The sequence below is a fragment of the Microbispora sp. H10830 genome (assembly GCF_014161375.1).
Lineage (GTDB): Bacteria > Actinomycetota > Actinomycetes > Streptosporangiales > Streptosporangiaceae > Microbispora > Microbispora catharanthi.
The window spans coordinates 479,222-496,360 of the sequence record NZ_JABBWX010000003.1 but is presented as its reverse complement, the minus strand read 5'-3'; the positions used below and the strand labels follow the sequence as shown (position 1 = coordinate 496,360).

The 17,139-nt window shown below is 68.6% G+C and carries 20 protein-coding genes; 12 read left to right on the top strand and 8 right to left on the bottom strand.

Annotated elements, in window-relative coordinates; genetic code table 11:
* Positions 1 to 51 precede the first annotated feature (51 nt).
* The 5 genes from HHX35_RS11560 (at position 52) to HHX35_RS11540 (ending at position 6,273) form a co-directional block, all read left to right on the top strand.
* Positions 52 to 972, top strand: coding sequence for a hypothetical protein (locus tag HHX35_RS11560; RefSeq protein WP_182898809.1), 921 nt, complete (start codon positions 52 to 54; stop codon positions 970 to 972).
* A 217-nt stretch (positions 973 to 1,189) separates the two neighbouring features.
* Entirely contained in the window at positions 1,190 to 1,621 is a 432-nt protein-coding gene (locus tag HHX35_RS11555; protein ID WP_182898808.1) for a hypothetical protein, read from the top strand.
* Between the two features lie 143 nt (positions 1,622 to 1,764).
* Complete coding sequence (locus tag HHX35_RS11550; protein ID WP_182898807.1) at positions 1,765 to 3,246, top strand: hypothetical protein; 1,482 nt, start codon at positions 1,765 to 1,767, stop codon at positions 3,244 to 3,246.
* Positions 3,247 to 3,464: 218 nt separating this feature from the next.
* Positions 3,465 to 5,519 (top strand): glycoside hydrolase family 6 protein, encoded by a 2,055-nt coding sequence (locus HHX35_RS11545; protein WP_182898806.1) that lies wholly within the window; start codon positions 3,465 to 3,467, stop codon positions 5,517 to 5,519.
* Between the two features lie 64 nt (positions 5,520 to 5,583).
* Positions 5,584 to 6,273: an alpha/beta fold hydrolase gene (locus HHX35_RS11540; RefSeq protein WP_182898805.1), complete on the top strand. Its 690-nt coding sequence runs from the start codon at positions 5,584 to 5,586 to the stop codon at positions 6,271 to 6,273.
* Between the two features lie 14 nt (positions 6,274 to 6,287).
* On the opposite strand, the gene HHX35_RS11535 is transcribed toward HHX35_RS11540, so the two are convergent.
* Positions 6,288 to 6,917, bottom strand: a complete 630-nt coding sequence (locus HHX35_RS11535) for a TetR family transcriptional regulator (protein WP_182898804.1) — start codon at positions 6,915 to 6,917, stop codon at positions 6,288 to 6,290.
* Positions 6,918 to 7,120: 203 nt separating this feature from the next.
* Here HHX35_RS11535 and HHX35_RS11530 point away from each other — a divergent pair, with 203 nt between their 5' ends.
* Positions 7,121 to 9,145 carry a glycoside hydrolase family 6 protein gene (locus tag HHX35_RS11530; RefSeq protein WP_182898803.1) on the top strand — a complete coding sequence of 675 codons (2,025 nt, stop codon included), beginning with the start codon at positions 7,121 to 7,123 and terminating at the stop codon, positions 9,143 to 9,145.
* A 2-nt stretch (positions 9,146 to 9,147) separates the two neighbouring features.
* Here the strand turns inward: HHX35_RS11530 and HHX35_RS11525 are convergent, their stop codons facing one another.
* Positions 9,148 to 9,822 carry a DUF4166 domain-containing protein gene (locus HHX35_RS11525; protein ID WP_182898802.1) on the bottom strand — a complete coding sequence of 225 codons (675 nt, stop codon included), beginning with the start codon at positions 9,820 to 9,822 and terminating at the stop codon, positions 9,148 to 9,150.
* Positions 9,819 to 10,484, bottom strand: coding sequence for a hypothetical protein (locus HHX35_RS11520; protein ID WP_310739042.1), 666 nt, complete (start codon positions 10,482 to 10,484; stop codon positions 9,819 to 9,821). The genes HHX35_RS11525 and HHX35_RS11520 overlap by 4 nt, the downstream gene beginning before the upstream one ends.
* Positions 10,485 to 10,708: 224 nt before the next feature.
* Here HHX35_RS11520 and HHX35_RS11510 point away from each other — a divergent pair, with 224 nt between their 5' ends.
* Together HHX35_RS11510 and HHX35_RS11505 are read left to right on the top strand one after the other, a co-directional pair.
* Entirely contained in the window at positions 10,709 to 10,876 is a 168-nt protein-coding gene (locus tag HHX35_RS11510; RefSeq protein WP_182898994.1) for a glycoside hydrolase family 6 protein, read from the top strand.
* Positions 10,877 to 11,135: 259 nt separating this feature from the next.
* Positions 11,136 to 12,044 carry a YDG/SRA domain-containing protein gene (locus tag HHX35_RS11505; RefSeq protein WP_182898800.1) on the top strand — a complete coding sequence of 303 codons (909 nt, stop codon included), beginning with the start codon at positions 11,136 to 11,138 and terminating at the stop codon, positions 12,042 to 12,044.
* Between the two features lie 224 nt (positions 12,045 to 12,268).
* Here HHX35_RS11505 and HHX35_RS11500 read toward each other — a convergent pair whose 3' ends face one another.
* Positions 12,269 to 12,928: a DUF5919 domain-containing protein gene (locus HHX35_RS11500; RefSeq protein WP_310739028.1), complete on the bottom strand. Its 660-nt coding sequence runs from the start codon at positions 12,926 to 12,928 to the stop codon at positions 12,269 to 12,271.
* 205 nt (positions 12,929 to 13,133) lie between these two features.
* Between HHX35_RS11500 and HHX35_RS11495 the strand changes: the two genes are divergently transcribed.
* From HHX35_RS11495 to HHX35_RS11480, 4 genes are all read left to right on the top strand, one after another.
* Complete coding sequence (locus tag HHX35_RS11495) at positions 13,134 to 13,352, top strand: hypothetical protein (protein ID WP_182898798.1); 219 nt, start codon at positions 13,134 to 13,136, stop codon at positions 13,350 to 13,352.
* 113 nt (positions 13,353 to 13,465) lie between these two features.
* On the top strand, positions 13,466 to 13,684 hold the full coding sequence (locus HHX35_RS11490) for a hypothetical protein (protein WP_259404959.1): 219 nt from the start codon (positions 13,466 to 13,468) through the stop codon (positions 13,682 to 13,684).
* A gap of 55 nt (positions 13,685 to 13,739) precedes the next feature.
* Complete coding sequence (locus HHX35_RS43345; protein ID WP_182898797.1) at positions 13,740 to 13,952, top strand: DUF397 domain-containing protein; 213 nt, start codon at positions 13,740 to 13,742, stop codon at positions 13,950 to 13,952.
* A 91-nt stretch (positions 13,953 to 14,043) separates the two neighbouring features.
* Entirely contained in the window at positions 14,044 to 14,433 is a 390-nt protein-coding gene (locus HHX35_RS11480) for a hypothetical protein (RefSeq protein WP_182898796.1), read from the top strand.
* Between the two features lie 9 nt (positions 14,434 to 14,442).
* Here HHX35_RS11480 and HHX35_RS11475 read toward each other — a convergent pair whose 3' ends face one another.
* The 4 genes from HHX35_RS11475 to HHX35_RS11460 are packed head-to-tail and all read right to left on the bottom strand — an operon-like array spanning position 14,443 to position 16,938.
* Entirely contained in the window at positions 14,443 to 14,949 is a 507-nt protein-coding gene (locus tag HHX35_RS11475; RefSeq protein WP_182898795.1) for a DinB family protein, read from the bottom strand.
* Positions 14,946 to 15,596, bottom strand: a complete 651-nt coding sequence (locus HHX35_RS11470) for a helix-turn-helix domain-containing protein (RefSeq protein WP_182898794.1) — start codon at positions 15,594 to 15,596, stop codon at positions 14,946 to 14,948. The genes HHX35_RS11475 and HHX35_RS11470 overlap by 4 nt, the downstream gene beginning before the upstream one ends.
* Positions 15,597 to 15,655: 59 nt before the next feature.
* Complete coding sequence (locus tag HHX35_RS11465) at positions 15,656 to 16,054, bottom strand: SgcJ/EcaC family oxidoreductase (protein ID WP_182898793.1); 399 nt, start codon at positions 16,052 to 16,054, stop codon at positions 15,656 to 15,658.
* Positions 16,051 to 16,938: an SDR family oxidoreductase gene (locus HHX35_RS11460; protein WP_182898792.1), complete on the bottom strand. Its 888-nt coding sequence runs from the start codon at positions 16,936 to 16,938 to the stop codon at positions 16,051 to 16,053. Before HHX35_RS11460 ends, HHX35_RS11465 begins: the two co-directional genes overlap by 4 nt.
* Positions 16,939 to 17,139 lie beyond the last annotated feature (201 nt).

Below are 17,139 nucleotides of genomic sequence, written 5' to 3'. Positions count from 1 at the left end.
TCGCGTGATCGTTAAAGTACGTCGGACGGAGCGTTCCCAGGGAGTGCAGGCATGGGCAGGCGCAAATACCGGAACGAACGTCGTCACTACAGATACATCGAGGCCGTGGTGCTCAACCGTGTTCTCGACGAGAACACGCGGTCGGTGCTGCGGATGCTGCCCGGGCAGCCGATGGTGACGGCGGACCATTTCTCCGCATCCGTGGATTGGGACGACTACACGCGGGATATGGAGAGATTCGTCGAGCAGACGTTCGACGCCTGGCTGTTCTTCGACAACTACGGTCCCCGTACGGTCGCCTTCCGGATCCCCGGCGAGGCGCTGCCGGCGCAGGCCGTCGCCCCGCACCTGCACGGCGACGTGCTTCAAGGACTGCGCATGGAAACGAGCGGCGACGACCTGCTCCTGCGGTTCAGCATGTACGCCGAGGACTCCGAGCTGTTGCACCTGCACGAGTCGGGCACGGGATGGCTTCGGGACATCCTTCCGGTCCGCGAGGAACTGATGTCGGGCAGGCTGGACGCGCTGGAGCTGGGGCGGGTGGTCGGCACCCACTGGGACGAGGTCGACCGCGACCTGTCCGCCGAATATGGGCTGTCGAAGGCGTCACGCGTCCTGGCGGCGTACCTGCTGGTCGCTCCGCGGGAACTGGCGCGCTTGGCGGGCGAGCGGGCGGAAGCGGGGAGCGGGGAGCTGCCACCGGGGTGGCTGTCCGCCTGCTCCGGTCTCGAACCGGTGGCCCGATGGGAGTTCGCCGCCGCCGATCCGCGCAACTCCTTCCAGATCACCCTGGGCCGGCTGCCGAGCGACTGCGAGTACGGCGACTGGTACGTGACGTCGTCGGAGCCCCGCGGCAGGCCCCTGGCCTTCCGCACGGAGGACGACGCCCGTCGTGGTTACCACGACGAGGCGCTACGGCTGCAACGGTTCAACGACCCCGGCCGATGGCGGCAGCTGGACCCCACCGTGTGAGCCGCTACGGGCTCGGGACGAGGGCGCGGAAAATCTCATCGGCCGACGTGACCGTGCCCTCTCTCTGCGTCCGGTAACACCTCTCGGTGTCGATCGCGGGGCGCGGTCAGCCGAATTAGGCGGCACCGTTTTCCGGGCCGATTTTCATGTCGGGACATCCGGCGACCTCACCATGGCCAGATATAAAGTGTCATGAAAACATGTGAGGAGGCCGAAAATGCTGGTCGAATGGCTGGCAGCGGTGGCCGCGACGGGCGGAACCGCGGTGGTGCAGGCCGCGGGCACCGACGTGTGGGTGAGCGTGCGGCAGCGGGTGGCGCATGTACTCGGCCGCGACGATCCCGAACGCGAGAAGGCGGAATTGATGCGGCTGGATCAGACCGCGACGGATCTCGCCTCGCTCGCCCCGGAGGAGGCGGCGCTGATACGGGCCCGGCAGGAGGCGTCCTGGACGGCCCGATTCGAGATGCTGCTGGAGAGTCTCGGCGAGGCCGAACGCGAACGGATCGCCCACGAACTGAACGACATCGCCGACCAGGCTCGTCACGCATCCGTGGGGGGAGTGTCGGGGAACGTTTTCCATGGACCGACCGCGTTTCAGGTCGGGGACCGCAACCGTCAGGACAACCACTTCGGGCCGAGGGCATGACCCGCGACTCCGAATCAGGAAGAGACGGAGTATCGGGAAACGTCTTCCACGGCCCCGCCCCCTTCCAACTCGGCGATCGCAACGTCCAGATCAATCACATCCACCAGCCGGCGCCGCAGCGCCGCCCTCTGGTCCTCGCAGGTGTGGCGGTCACGACCCGGGAAGAACTGGCCGCCGCCATCCGCGGCGACTGGACCGCCGCGAGGCGTCAGTTCTTCGAGGGCGCGGCCACGACCGGCGCACCCTCCGACGGTTGGCTCAGCCTTCTCGCCTGGCTGCACGACCTCGACGGTCTCACCGCCGATGACCTGACCGCTCAGATCGAACTCATCGACCATCGGCTCCGAGACGACGGACTTCCGGCTGACCTGAAACTGCTTCACCTGCTGGGCTGGCTCGATCCGGAAGGAGAAGCCGTCTGGCGAGGAACGGTCGTGACCCCGGAGTCGCTTTCCGAGGCACTCAGGATCGGTCGTCTGCGCGAAAGCGGCCCCGAATGGGAGCTCTACCGCGACCTCTGCGAGGGCGGCTTATTGGACGCCCTCTCCAGGTTCACCGTGCTGAGCGCGCTCCGCGGAACACAACGGACCTGGGACGAGGTCTGGGATTCGTGGCGGCAGCTGGCCGCTCGGGTGCCCGGCCTGCCACCCGAAGCCCGGGAATGGGCCGAGAGCGGGGCGCGCGGGCTGCTGCTGGCGGCCCTTCTGCCCTACTCGGAGAGCAAGACGTGGTTGCGCGCCGGCTGCGAGAGCGTGGCGCCACCCCCCACTGGTGAGATCACCTGGTACGACTGGTTGCGCGCGCGGGATGGCGGCTCCGACACCCCTATCGGGTGTCTCGTGCGCGCCGACTTCACCGCCTTCGCCACGGCCCAGGCGGAACAGCGGCGTCGGCAGGCGGCGGTCGACCGGCAGAACCAGCAGGCGATGACCGCGCTGGACGCCGCCTCCGCTCTGCGGGACCGGCAGTGGGCCGACTACGAGAGCCGGCGGCTCTCGCCCACCGCCCGATCGGGAGCGGTCATCCGCGCGGCGCTGTGGCTCGGGGCCTGGGGCGCGGCCACGATCCCGGTGGCCTGGATCATGTGGGGCTGGGCTCGGCCGGACATCGCCGCGACGATGTCCTGGTATCTCGTCGCGCTGACCCTGGCGGCGTACGCGGGCTGGCTACCAAGAGTCATCCGGCTCGGCGCGGCGTACCAACCTCCGCTGCGGCGCATGCGCGAGTGGGCCGAGGAGGCCCGGGCCGACCCCGGAAGCGTTCGGAGGGGTCTGATCAGAGCCGGCGCCGTAGTCGGAGCCCTCCTGATCCTCGGGGTGCTCCTTCACGACGTCGGCCCCATCGTGACGACGATTCTCGTCATTCCCTTGCTGGCCGCGGCGTTTTATTTCGCCCGCATCGGGGCGCTTCACGACTGGGCGGCCGAGCATCGGGAACGACTGCGGGACTACCGGTCCAGGCGGCCCGGTTCCGGCGGCATTCCTGAGAGCATCGCCCGAGGTGTTCAATCGCCGTCGGCCAGAGTCCGGGCCGACGCCTACCAGGCGTACATGCGACAGTTCATCGGCGTCCACCACGGCGGGAAGGACGACGCCGACCGCAAGAACGACCGCCGCAGCCGTTGATCGGACGACAGCGGCCCCAGTGCTGGGCGATGGCCGCGCCCGGCGGCGGTCAATAGGATCTTTGTCGATCTGTCGAAAAGCATTCCAGCGGGGGCGATGTGAACGGCGGCAGCGGGGCGGGGGGCTTACGCGGTTTCGGTGACGGGCACGAGTCCGGCTCTGGGTGGCCGTCCGGCCCACAGCATCCGGCCGACCTGCGTACCGGCGACCCGGCCCAGGTGGGGCCATATCGGCTGGTGCGCAGGCTGGGCGAGGGCGGGATGGGCACCGTCTACCTGGGCGAGGCACCGGACGGCACACGCGTGGCGGTCAAGCTGCTCCACCACACGATCGCCGCCGACCCCGACTTCCGCCGCCGATTCCGCCGCGAGGTGGAAGCGGCCAAACGGGTCGCCCGCTTCTGCACCGCCGCCGTCCTCGATGCCGAGGTGGACGGCGAAACCGTCTATCTGGTCACCGAGTACGTCCCAGGGCCGACCCTGCGGGAGGCCGTCGAACGGGACGGACCACTGCCCGGCTCAAGCCTGGACGGACTCGCCGTCAGCATCGCGACCGCCCTACGCGCCATCCACGCCGCCGGCATCATCCACCGCGACCTCAAACCCGGCAACGTCCTGCTCTCCCCCATCGGCCCCAAAGTCATCGACTTCGGCGTGGCCCACTTGTCGGACACCGCCACGCACAGCAGCGCGGTCGTCGGGACACCCTCGTTCATGTCTCCCGAGCAGTTCGAGGGCGGCCCCCTCACACCCGCCTCCGACGTCTTCGCCTGGGCGGGCACGGTCGCGTACGCCGGCACGGGCCACGCCCCCTTCGGCAACGGACCGCTGCCGGTCGTCATCAACCGGGTCATCAACGGGGAACCCGACCTGACCGGCCTCGACGGACCGCTCGGCACGCTCGTCGCCCGCGCCCTGGCCAAGAACCCGGCACAACGACCGACCGTGCAGGACATCCTGGACGCCCTCACCGGCTCGTCCCCGGTTGAAGAGTCGTGGGTCACGACACTGCCGGGGGGCGGCAGACGCCGCCGCAGGCTGCTGACCGGGGTCGGGGCCGCGGTAGCCGGGCTGGCGGTGATCGCGACGGTGGTCACCCTATGGCCCTCCGGCGGCAACCCGCACGCCTCGGCGTCCGCGACCTCCTCCGCCACCTCCACGCGCTCTGCGGTGGTGATCCCCGAGGGGCCTACGCCCATCGCCTCCACCGCGTCGAAGGCTCCGACGGGCAGCGGCGGCAACCCGCTTCGCGAGCCAGGCGTACGGTTCGCGTACAAGCAGGAGCCCGACCCGCAGCGCCAGGCGGGCGTCTGGAGCGGGCAGGGCAGGAAGGCCGACGCCGCGCTGATGCGCGCCCTGGCCGCGGTGCCGCATCCCGTGAACCTGAACATGCCGGCCGCCGAGGCCGGGCGCACGGTCATGTCCACCGTACGGGTGGCCTCCGCCCGTCACGCCGTTCCCGTGTTCGTGACCGATCATGTGCCGATGAAGGACTGCTCCCAATGGGGGGAGCCGGACGAGCGGTCCTACCGTGACTGGATCGACCGGGTGGCGAAGGGCATCGGCAAGGCGCGGACGGTGGTCGTGCTGGAGCCGAACAGCCTGACCAGGCTCCCCGGCTCGAACAGTTGCTCCCAGGGGAGCAAGGCGGGCGCGGCCGAGCGCTACCGCGAGCTCGCGTACGCCGTGAACCGTCTGGGGAAGCTCCCGCACACGGCCGTTTACCTCGACGGCGGCATCAAGGGCTGGCCCAGCCTCGTCGAGATCGCCGACCGGCTCGTGAAGGCCGGGGTGAAGCGAGCCGACGGCTTCTACCTGAACACGGCGGACTTCCAGGAGACCGACGAGCTTGTCAGGTATGGGGAGAGCCTGTCGCGTTGCCTCTACCTGAAGATGAACAGCGAAGGGAGCACCTGCACCGGCGCCGAGATCGACGCGGTGCCGGCCGGGGCGCCCCTGACCCACTTCGTCATCGACACCAGCCGCAACGGCAAGGGCGTGTGGCAGCCGCCGGAGGGCAAGTACGCCGACCCCCAGATCTGGTGCAACCCCCCGGGCCGGGGCGTCGGCATCCGGCCGACCACCGACACGGGCAGCGAACTGGCCGACGCGTTCCTGTGGCTCCGCTCCCCGGAGCAGTCCAACGGCCAGTGCACGCGCGGCGGCCACGGTCCCCAGGACCCCGTCTACCACCAGGTCGACCCCCAAGGCGGCACGTGGTGGTCGGTGCTCGCCCTCGACCGCGCCCGCAACGCCGTCCCTCCACTGCGCTGAACTACGGCCATCGTGGGAGATGACGGCGAACGAGTAAATCAACAAATCGGGAGAATGCTGTCCAATGGCGACTTACGTGTTGATCCACGCTGCGGCGGTCGATTCCTGGTATTGGGGACCGCTCTCGGCCGCCCTGCGAGACCGGGGCCACGACGTGGTGGCACCGGACCTGCCATGTGATCAGGAGTCGGCCGGGCTCGAAGAGTACGCGGACACGGTGGTCGAGGCGATCGGCGGGCGCACCGATCTGGTCGTCGTCGCCCACTCGTTCGGTGGGTTCACCGGCCCGCTGGTGTGTGACCGGGTGCCTGCCAACCTGCTCGTGATGCTCCAGGCTCAGATCCCGGCTCCCGCCGAATCACCCGGCGAGTGGTGGGGCAACACCGGCTACTGGGCGGCACGGGAGGAAGCCGATCGGCGCCGAGGCCTCCTGGGCGGCATGGATGAGGACGCGTCCTCCCTCGTGCTGCACGACACCCCGACCGACCTGGCCGCCGAGTTCGTCGCCCGACACCAGCGGCACCAGGCGCCTACCCCGTTCGGCACGCCGTGGCCGCTGGCCTCCTGGCCGGACGTGCCGACCAGGTTCCTGCTGGCCGCCGACGACCGCTTCTTCCCGGCCGAGTTCATGCGCGCAATCGTCACCGAGCGTCTCGGTTTCCAACCGGACGAGATGCCTGGTGATCACTGTCCGATGCTCGGCCACCCTAAGGAACTTGCCGACCGCCTTGAGGCGTACCGCACCGGGCTCTGAACAGTGCTGACTCGTCAATCGCCGTTGGCCTTGCGGAGGCGGGCGCGGACCGTACGGCGGACCAGCGGGCCCATGTCCTCCAGGACGGCGACCAGGCCGGCGAGCTGCTCCAAGCTGTCGAAGGCACGCTCCGCGCCGTCCTTGTCGACGCCCTCGTACAGTTCGAGACCGACGAAGGCCGCCGCGGTGGCGCGGGCCAGCCCGGCGACGTCCACGAACTCCGCCAGCGGGGTGCCGGCCAGCACTCGGTGGAGGACGTCCTCGACCTCGGCGACCCACATGGCGAGGCCGGCCGCGGTGGCGGGAGCGAGTTTGTCGTCCATCTGGCTGCCCGCGAGCATCTGGGCGAGCACGGCCAGGCTCCCCGCCTCGCGCTCGCCGGCGTGCAGGGAACGGCCGAGGTCGAGCAGTTCCTTCAGGGAGTTCACAGCCGCGAACCGAGCCCGATAGACCGCCACCCGCTGTTCCGACCCGTGCCGCAGGGCCGCGGCGAGGAGGTCGTCGACGCTGCCGAAGTGGTAGAAGACGAGCGCCTGGTTCACCCCGGCCGCGGAGGCGATCGCCCGCGCGGAGGCCCCCGCGATGCCCTGGGTCCGCAAGGTCTCCAGAGCGCCTTCGAGCAGCCGCGTACGGGTGTCGCCCATCGTCTCCCCCTTCGTTCCTCTTCGCGGCTTCACCGTAGCGGCACCTGTTCGGCCATGGCCGCCCCCGGCGGCGGTCAATAAGATCCGTAGTGACCTGACCTTCCGGACATCCCAGCGGGGGCGATGTGAACGGCGGCAGCGAGGCGGGGGGCTTACCACCCGGGCAGCATGAGTCCGGCCTGCGCGCGGGTGACCCGGCCCAGGTGGGGCCATATCGGCTGGTGCGCAGGCTGGGCGAGGGCGGGATGGGCACCGTCTACCTGGGCGAGGCACCGGACGGCACACGCGTGGCGGTCAAGCTGCTCCACCACACGATCGCCGCCGACCCCGACTTCCGCCGCCGATTCCGCCGCGAGGTCGAGGCGGCCAAACGGGTCGCCCGCTTCTGCACCGCCGCCGTCCTCGACGCCGAGGTGGACGGCGAAACCGTCTATCTGGTCACCGAGTACGTCCCAGGGCCGACCCTGCGGGAGGCCGTCGAACGGGACGGACCACTGCCCGGCTCAAGCCTGGACGGACTGGCCGTCAGCATCGCGACCGCCCTACGCGCCATCCACGCCGCCGGCATCATCCACCGCGACCTCAAACCCGGCAACGTCCTGCTCTCCCCCATCGGCCCCAAAGTCATCGACTTCGGCGTCGCCCACCTGTCGGACACCGCCACGCACAGCAGCGCGGTCGTCGGCACGCCCTCGTTCATGTCTCCCGAGCAGTTCGACGGCGGCCCCCTCACACCCGCCTCCGACGTCTTCGCCTGGGCGGGCACGGTCGCGTACGCCGGCACGGGCCACGCCCCCTTCGGTCACGGATCGCTCCCCGTCGTGCTCAACCGGGTCGTCAACGGGGAACCCGACCTGACCGGCCTCGACGGACCGCTGGGCACGCTCGTCGCCCGCGCCCTGGCCAAGAACCCGGCGCAACGGCCGGCCGTACAGGACATCCTCGACACGCTCACCGGTTCTACGACACCTTCCTTCACCACTCTTCCCGGGGGTGGTGGGAGACGCCGCCGCAGCCTGGTGATCGGGGCGGGCGCGGGCGCGCTTGCCCTGGTCGCGGCGGTGACCGCCACCTGGCTCGGCACCTCGTCGGGCCCGGCCACGTCCGGTTCGTCCGCCATCTCATCCGCCACCTCGGCTGCCTCCGTGGCCGCCGCGCTCCCGTCCGCTTCCGCCGCCGGCACCGGTGGCAATCCGCTGCGCGAGCCCGGCGTACGTTTCGCGTACAAGCAGGAGCCCGACCCGCAGCGCCAGGCGGACGCCTGGGAAGCGCAGGGCAGGAAGGCCGACGCCGCGCTGATGCGCGCCCTCGCCGCGGTGCCACACTCGGTGAACCTGAGCGGACCGGCCACCGAGGCCGAGGACACGGTCAGATCCACGATGCGCCTCGCCGCGGCCCACGACGCCGTGCCGGTGTTCCTCACCGATTACATCCCCCTGACGGACTGCTCCGATCGCGGGGCGCCGAACGAGCAGACGTACCGGGACTGGATCGACCAGGTCGCGGCCGGCATCGGCGCGGGCCGGGCGGTGGTCGTGCTCGAACCGAACAGCCTGACCAAAGTGCCCGGCACCGACAACTGCGAGACAGGCGGCACCGCGGGGACCGCCGAGCGCTACCGCGAGCTCGGCTACGCCGTCGACCGCCTGGGGGCGCTGCCGCACACGGCCGTCTACCTCGACGGCGGCATCCAGGGCTGGCCCGAGTCCGTCGCCGATATCGCCGATCGGCTGGTCAAGGCCGCGATAGGGCGGGCTGATGGCTTCTATCTGAACAGCTCGGACTTCCAGCACACCGACAGCCTTCTCCGGTATGGGGAAAGGCTCTCCCGCTGCGTCTACCTCGTCGCCGCCAAGGGCGGAAGCGCGTGTGCGGGTGCCGACATCGACGCCGTGCCGGCCGACGCACCGCTGACGCACTTCGTCATCGACACCAGCCGCAACGGCAGGGGCGTGTGGAAGGCCCCCGAGGGCAAGTACGCCGACCCCCAGTTGTGGTGCAACCCTCCAGGACGGGGCATCGGCCCCCGCCCGACCACCGACACCGGCAGCGAACTGGCCGACGCGTTCCTGTGGATCCGCGATCCCGGCCAGTCCAACGGCCGGTGCCTCCGGGGCGGCTCCGGGCCGGAGGATCCGGTGCGTCACCAGGTGGACCCCGTCGGCGGCACCTGGTGGCCTGCCCTCGCCCTCGAACGCGCTCGCAACGCCGTGCCCCCGCTGCGTTGAGCTCACAGGCGTGCCTCTTCGCGCCGCGGCTTCAGGGCGGCGGGCACGCCGTGCTCGGACACGTCGACGTACCGGGCTTTGAATGCGCCCCAGTAACCGAACATCGGGCCCAGCCTGTGGTGGGAGACCGTCACCCCGACGCGGAACTCCTCGGCTTCGTCGTCGTACGACTCCCTGACGACGGCCGTTCCCGTGACGATTCCGGGAAGGCGGCACGAGAGCCGGCCCTCGTGCAGGCGGAACCCACTCGATCGGATGACGAGGCCCCCGCGCTCGTCCACCTGAAAGTCCAGATCCACGGCCAGATGCTGGTGCGAGCCCAGGTAGTCGACGATGCCTTTGGGGGGGTCGTACACCATCTGGGCGTCAAACCGCCTGGGGCGGCCGGGCAGGTCGAAGGTGCGGACGAAGCTGACCGTCTCCCGCCCGTACGAGTCGACGTACGGGTAGTTCTCGATGGTGAACGGCACCTGCCGGCCCTGCTCGGGGATCAGAATGTTGCGGGTTCCGCCGAGGGCGAGGAACGGCCGGGTGAAGCCCGCGTGCCAGATGTGCTCCATCACTCCCGTGCCGACGCAGGCCCGCCCGTCAGTGACGCCGACGCCGAAGCGGCGCCGCAGTTGCGGGTGCAGGCGGGCGAAGTCCGCGCCGAGGGCACGCTCGAAGATCGAGGTCATGGCATCTCCAGGTGAGTCAGGGGAGCTTTCAACGCCAGCCGATCGGGCGGACGGCGCAGGCATCGGCGGGCAGCGGGCGTCGACGGGAGCGGCGGCAGGAGGATGGCCGCCGCTCCCACGAGGCAGGCGACAGCGGTCGGGGTGGTTGTGATGGCGACGGCGGTCGCAAGAGTGCGCACGCAGACTTCGCCGAGGGCCTGCCACAGGGAGCGCTCGGGCGTTTGGCCGGTCCCCAGCCAGAGGCGAAGCCGGTCGAAGGACCAGGCCGTCGCCCAGCCGATGAGCGGCCGGAAGACGAGGTCAACGGCTCTGCCCCAGCCGGGGCGATAGCCGTACCGAGTGATGAAGCGGACGCCGTCGCTCGTGGGGACGTACCGCCAGTAGCCGGAGCCGGAACGCATCAACGAGAGCGGATGACCCGAGGAGAACCGCAGCGCCGACGTCCTCCCGCCAGTGTCGTGACGCTCCCCTGCCGTGACGCCGGTGCCGGTGATGAGAAGCCCAGGCAGGAGCCTGAAGGCGTACCGGAAGTACTGCGGCCCGTCGTCGGCACGCGGCAGGTAGTCGATCTCAGTGAACCGCAGGTCCCACCGTTGGTGCAGCTCAGGCCGCTGCGTCCGCTCCCACAGGTCCTCCATGTCAGCCCGAATCAAGCACTCCACGTACACAAACCGACCCACGCACACCCTCCACCAGTCTTGAGCGATCGCTCAAAACCGAGGGTAAGCCGATTTAAGCGATCGCTCAAGACCTGAGGGGTAGACAGCCAAGCGCTGCCGCGAACTCAGCTACGCGGTGGACCGCCTGGGAGCACTTCCACACACGGCCGTCTACCTCGACGGCGACATCGAGGGCTGGACCGACTTCGCCGCCATCGCCGATGACTGTGACCGAGCGCCAGCCCCGCCCGACCACCAACACGAGCAGCGAGCCGGCTGACGCGTCGCTATGGCTCCGCTCCCCCAAGCAGTCCAACGGCCAGTGCACCCGCGGCGGCCACGGTCCCCAGGACCCCGTCTACCACCAGGCCGACCTCCAAGGCGGCACCCGGTGATCGATACTCGCCCTCGACCGCGCCCCCAATGCCGTCCCCTCGCTGCGCTGATCCAAAGGCACGCCTCGGGCACGCGACGGTTTCCATGCCCCGCTGCCGGGCGCCACGCTCCGAGCAGTACCGCCAACAGCAGAACTAAGGTCACCGCTCCTGCGGCTCGTGACGCATTAGCCCGCACGGCTAGGGAGGTAGGAGAAAAATGTAACAAGTCGGGTGACGCCCTTATCCGGCAATGTCCGACATGACATGATGCTGCAGCATGGGCATTCAATTCGGACACATCCCGGATCACCCTGCTGGTTCTCCATTCAGGAGCAGGGAAGCGCTTCGCATCGCCGGCTTACACACGCAAAATATGGCAGGGATTTCTGGCACTGGGAAAACTGGCGCAGATGCCATCGTAGTATCTGGCGGGTACGTCGATGACAAGGATTATGGGAATGTCATTATTTACACAGGACACGGGGGACGTGACCCAAATACAGGGCGCCAAATCAGAGATCAAGACATCAACGATCTAGGCAATGCCGCTCTCGTGCGCAGCGAGTTGGAGGGTCTGCCAGTACGCGTAATACGAGGACGACACAATAAGAAGCATCAACAATCCCCATTCGCACCAGATTCTGGCTACCGATACGACGGTCTATATCGGGTTGAAGGGCATTGGTCCAAGATGGGGGTGGATGGCTTCCGCGTGTGGCAGTTTCGACTTGTCGCGCTTGCGGAGAATGAGATAGCAACACCCAAAAATGTCGAGCCAGTACTGGCGGAAAAAGCCGCTCCAGGTCCAGCTCCAGTGACCACTTCTGTCGTGCAGCGCATCGTTCGCAACAGCATAGTTGCCCAGATTGTCAAATCATGGTACTCCCATGAATGCCAGATCTGTGGGCTAGCTATCGAGGTGGGAGGAGGTTTGTACAGCGAAGGCGCCCACATCCGCGCTCTCGGCCAGCCCCATCATGGTCCCGACGTTCCAGAGAACCTGCTCTGTCTATGTCCCAACGACCATGTACGCTTCGACAATGGAGCCCTCTACTTATTAGATGATCTGAGGGTTTTCGATGCGTTAGCCGGGCAAGCGGTAGGCCGGCTGCGCGTGCACAGGGATCACCATATTGACCTGAACCACGTGGCCTACCATCGCCAATGCTGGACGACAAGTAGCTAAATACAGCCGCACTACTCGGCGCTACCTGTCGATCATTTCTCGAACGAACCATGATTGCACTATGCAATCTGGGCATCCGGGTTCGAAGCGGGGGATTGCCATTATCATCGACCGGCGAGCTACGAAGAATCCCGTCCTGCGATACACCCACCGACGCGTCCTATATGGATGCCCAATAGGGTGTCCGGGACCGATGTTGCGTCGAGCAACCAGTAAGGTGAGCGCTACGCCCCCGCCCAGATGTTTCGGCCGGCCAACCACAATTCCTTGATGTGGTACGCGAAGCGGTCGTAGAGGCCGTCGTCTTGGTGGCGCTTCAGGTGCAGAAGCGGCGAGTCGTGGCCGACCAGCTTGGCCAGGTGCGGGGTCACGAGCATCTCGTCGTCGAACTGGAACGCCGACAGGGCGATATGTTCATCACCGAACCGCGCCTCGATGCCGGGCACGTCCCTGAGCTGGTCGAGCTCGGCCAGCGTGATGCGGATGCGAGTGGACACCGTCAGCGGGACCGCTTCGGTTTCCTCACGTCGGCGGGTTACCTCGCTGTCAGGGTCGCCAATCAGGAAGCGGATGCGGCAGCCCTGCTCAGCTTTGCGCTGGAGCACCTTCGCCAGATTGGGGTGCTCCAGCCAGAGAAAGTAGTTCGTGTATCCGGCCAGCGTGATTGTTGACTTCGCCTCGGTGATGAGCGCTCGCCATACGCTCTTCGGGCAGGCTGATCGGTAGGGGTAGACCGACACCACTTCCCGGTCGGGGCCGGTTTTGACCGTGTTCCTTATCGCCTCAGGCCATAACACGGACTCATCCACTCCCAACGCTTCGGCAGCGGCCCACCGATGACGTGGGTGCGGCACGCGTGCCTCGTCAGCCAGCCAGCGGGACACCGTCTTAACGTCCACCTCGCATCGCAGCGCGAGGTCCCTGTCGGTAAGTCTCGCATTGGTCATGGCATGGCGTAGAGAGTCGTTAGCCACTGGCGACCTCGAATCGGGAGGACGTTGAGGACGTATCCAGACGGTAACGCGAAACGTCCCGCACGTCCCGAGAACGCGGTGTAAATGCACCAGCACAGTGCGTGACGCTGTCGCCATGTCCCCGACGACCTTTGAGGACCTGCAGGCCGCGTTCCCCCGCTGGACGATCTGGCGGAGCTCAGCGGATCGCTTATGGGCCACGCGCGATCAGCGACTCACCGACGCGCAGTTGAGTCACGGGCTGAGCCACACCATCGACGCTGACGACGCCGACCAACTCGTTGCGCAGCTCCGCGACCAGGAGGAACTCGCCGCAGGGTTGTTTCCCCAGTGAGTGCCCTCCAAGCGTCCGCCGTCCGGGCACTCGATGCTCTGGCCCAGGCCGACTCCGCCTGTCCCGGCATGCATGTGGCTCCGGAGCAGCCGGGGCATGTCGCGATCCGGTGGATGCCTGAGACCAGGCGCGCCGTCCGGGTACGGGTCGTGGCCCACACCTGTGACGACTGCTCGCCGCTGGCGTACGAACTGTGCGCGTCCGGCGGGCTGCTGTTCGTCCGCCGTACGGACCGAAGCGGCGACCAGCCAAAGACCGGGGAGACCGAACGGCTGCCTGACGCTCGGGCGCGCCGGCTGTGGATGGATCTGTTGCTCGGCAAGGCCCGATGAAGACGCCCGCCTGGCGAACCGTCCGAGGCGGGACCACCAACAGGAAAGGAACGCGATGGACCTGTACGACCGCGACCTCGCCGGACTGCGCTTCCGGCGGCTGTGCGGCGGCAACCAGCAGGAGGAAGACATGGAGTCCTGCGTCGAGCTGGCCCCGATTCCGGGTGAGGCCGACGCCTTCGCCCTGCGTGACAGCAAGAACCCGGATGCCGGGACTCTCCGGTTCACCGGTGCCGAGCTTCGCGCGGCCGGCCTGACCACACTGTAGGAGCACGGTGGCCCCTGCCCGGTGATAGCAGGCAGGGGCCACCCCCACTGTACGGAGCGCCATGCACCTGCACTGCTATGTGTGGAGCGGGTTGGGGGAAGACCTCCGCAACGAGGCCGAGCGGCGACCACCGCTACCGCCCGCCGACCCCGGGCCTTTCACGAGCTCCCCGCTGCCGCCGATGCGGACCTGCGACTGGCTGCTGAAGCCGGCCCGCCGGATCGATGCCTCTCCGGCCTCAGTCGACGACGCACTCGCGTGGCTGGCCGAGCGCCACCGGACATCACAGAGCTCCTTCCTCCGCCCCAATGACGAGGCCAGGATCGGGCTCGACTTCCGGCTGGAGACCGCCCGCGAGGCGCTCGCCAACGGCGTGGACGTGCAGTGGGGCATCTGGCTGACCGGCGGCCGATTCCTCACCTGTGGCGTGGTGTGCTGCTCCCCCAACCGCCACGCCGCCTACCGCTGCCCCGCCTCCTGACTCTTGTCATCAGTCCAGGACGAGGAACTGCCTGCCATCGATCAACTCGCGAACCGCGTCGAGGTGGCCGGCGTGGGTCGCCGTCTCGACGAGGACGTGGAGGATCGCCGCACGCAGGTCGCGCGGCGGCCGGTCGTCGCGGTAGTCCGGCCACCAGCGCGGCGCCTGGTCCAGGTCGCTGGAGGCGATCACCTCGTGGGCGCGCGCCGTCTCCTCTCGGTAGAGGTCGAACACCTCCGAGGCGGGCCGGTCACCGGGCACCCGCCATGCGTCCGTCGGGGTGGCGAACGAGGCCACCGCTTGGGGGCCGGCGCCGAAGACCGCGCGGAACCAGAAGCGCTCGACGTCGAGGGCCAGATGGTTGACGAGGCCGACCGGGGTCCAGGCCGACGGAAGGATCGGGCGGCGGAGGTCGGCCTCGTCCAGGCCGTCCAGGATGTCGAGGACGTGCTGCCGCTTCCAGTTCAGGTAGCCGAGGAGGGACGAAACCTCACTCGATGCCGGTGACTGGCTCACGTTTGATCTCCCAGATGGAGGGCGTCCAGCAGCCGCTGGAGGGTCACGCGGTCGCCGGTGATCTCCAGCGGCTCCCCGGCCTGGTCGGCTGGCGTTCCGTCGATCACCAGGGCCATGAGGACGGCGGGATCGGTCCGCAGGGCCGCATCCCACCGATCAGGCTCGCCCCGGCGGATCGCGAGCTCGCCGCCGGACACGCGGAGGGTGAAGACGTCCCCGCCGACGTCGACCAGGAACGTGGCGTCGAGGTCGCCCAGTCGGGAGGATTCGAGGTGGCTCTTCACAGCGAGCATCAGCGAATCGGTCCCCAGGGGCGTCGTCGTCTCCTTCGGCGGGGAGTGACGGCCCCATCGGCCCAGGTGCACGAGGATCGGCTCCAGGTCGTGGCCCCACTCGGTGAGCTCGTAGACCCACGCGCGCGCCGGCGGGCCCAGCTTGCGCCGCCGGATCACCCCGCCCTCCTCCAGATCGCGCAGCCGCTGCGAGAGCACGGTGGGACTGGCGTTGGGCAGGCCGCCCTGCAAATCGCTGTAGCGCTTCGGGCCGAAGAGCAGATCCCGCACGATCATCAGCGCCCAGCGCTCGCCGAGCAGGTCGAGAGCGCGCGCGGCGGCGCAGGGGTCGCCGTACGTGCGTGCCGTGGTCACGCGCTCATCCTACTCATCCCGGAGCAGATGCTTGCTTTCCCGTAGTGCGGGCCGAAGCGTCAGTCGGGCGATCCGGCCGGGCAGCTGTGATACGCCTCGACGAGCCATTCGCCGCCGCGCCGCATCAACGTCCAGGTCGCCAGCTCCCACCGGTCGGCCGGAGGCTCCACCTCCCCCGCGAACACGGTTGCGCTCCGCGTGACCACGAGGACCACGTCCGGGCCGAGGAACCGGACGCTCTCCGTCGTGTGAAGACGCCTGGACCCCTTCAGCGGCCCCGCGAATGCGGCGCCCATGGCGGACCGGATGCCGTCCCTGCCCTGCAGGTGGACCCCCGGCAGGATCACGGTGGCGTCCTGCGCGTATCGGCCGGCGAACGCGCCGCCGTCGCCGTCCGACCACGCGGCCGACGTCGCCTCGAACAGGGCCCGTACGGCGCGCTCCTCGGCCGGCCTCATATGGCCGCCTGCCCGAGGAACGCCGCCGCGTGGACGCGGGCGAACTCGACGAAGCTCGTGGGCCGCACCCCGAAGATCCGGTGGGTTTCCAGCCGCACGTGGGACTCGGGACGCCGCCCGCGCTCGGCGAACAGCTCCCTCAGGATCCGGATGGACGGTTCGGGCATCCCCGCCTCTGCGTACTCGCGCAGCTTGTCCTCCAGGGGCAGCTCCACATGGCGGAAGGCGGTTCCCGTCGCCGCCGAGATCTGCTCGACGACCTCCTTCATCGTCAGCGCCTCCGGGCCGGTCATGTCGTACGCCCTGCCCTCGTGGCCGTCGGAGTTCAGCAGCGCGACCGCGACCTTCGCGACGTCCTCGATGGCGACGGGCGACAGCCTGCTGTCGCCGATGGACATGCGCAGTTCCCGCCGATGAGGATCCACACCCGTGAGGGTGCCGGGCAGGTAGAACTCCATGAACTGGCTCGGGCGCAGATGGGTCCAGGCCAGGCCGGACGCCTCGAGGTGGCGCTCGATCTCCAGATGCTCGTGCGTCCCGATGAAGCTGTCGGGATCGAACCCGACACCGGACTCCTTTCCGGAGTACTTCACGATGTGCGGCACGCCCGCGGCCTTGGCCGCGTCGATGAACGTGCACTGCGTCTCCACCATCCGCTCCCTCGGGGAGGAGATCATGAGCACACGCTCCACGCCGCGCAGGGCGGCCTTCAGGGTCTCGGGGCGCAGCATGTCGCCCTCGACCAGTTCCACACCCGGCAGCCCGTGGACTTTCCGAGCCTTGTCCGGGTTCCTGACCAGCGCTCGGACGGGAGCGTTCTGCCGGGCGAACTCCTGGACGACGATCGATCCACTGAGCCCCGTGGCTCCGGTGACAAGAATCATGGCTACGACGCTAGTACTGACAACTACAGAAAAACAAGTAACTAGGCTTGAATATGTAGCATCACGCAGACCGGCGAGGACAAGCGACGGGAAGAGGACCGATGGGCGGAAGTGATCGGTAGGACGCGCACGACCGGAGCGCTACGCGGTTTCCCGCCCGGATCGGGGGTACGGCGTTACGCGGTCAGGGTGGCCGGGGTT